Consider the following 435-nt stretch of genomic DNA (forward strand, 5'->3'; position numbering starts at 1 on the left):
GTCATAGCGGTGCCCCCGAGCCCAGCGGCGATGACACGGTAAATGTCGGCCGGCGCGTCGCCGGCTTTCAGCGCCAGACCCTTGTCGAGCTTAGGGGCCTTCAAGAAGCCGTAGCTGCTGTCGCTTCCGGTGCCCTCGTTGTCGGCGGTGGCGTGGCAGCTCGCGCAGTGGGCCTTGACCAGCTCCTTGCCTTTGGCGACGGCGGCGGCCTCGTCGGTCCAGGGGTCGGCGGCGGCCGTGATTGGCGTGCCCGCTTTAGCGCTCGGGTCGGTCCACTTTGCCGACAGGGACTTCACGTACTGGGTCACCGCCTCGACTTCCTTGGGCTCGAGCGGCAGCGCCAGCATGTTTGTGCCCTTTAGCCCACGGGTGATGACGCGCACGTAGTCGGCGTCGGTCGCGAGCTCACCTGCTTTGACGCTCGCGAACATTATC

The 435-nt window shown here is 66.7% G+C and carries 1 protein-coding gene; it reads right to left on the reverse strand.

The features are described from left to right. On the reverse strand, positions 1–435 hold a 435-nt coding region (locus I6F37_RS40585), incomplete at both ends, for a c-type cytochrome (RefSeq protein ID WP_225154457.1).

It is taken from the genome of Bradyrhizobium sp. NBAIM08 (assembly GCF_020193935.1).
GTDB lineage: Bacteria > Pseudomonadota > Alphaproteobacteria > Rhizobiales > Xanthobacteraceae > Bradyrhizobium > Bradyrhizobium yuanmingense.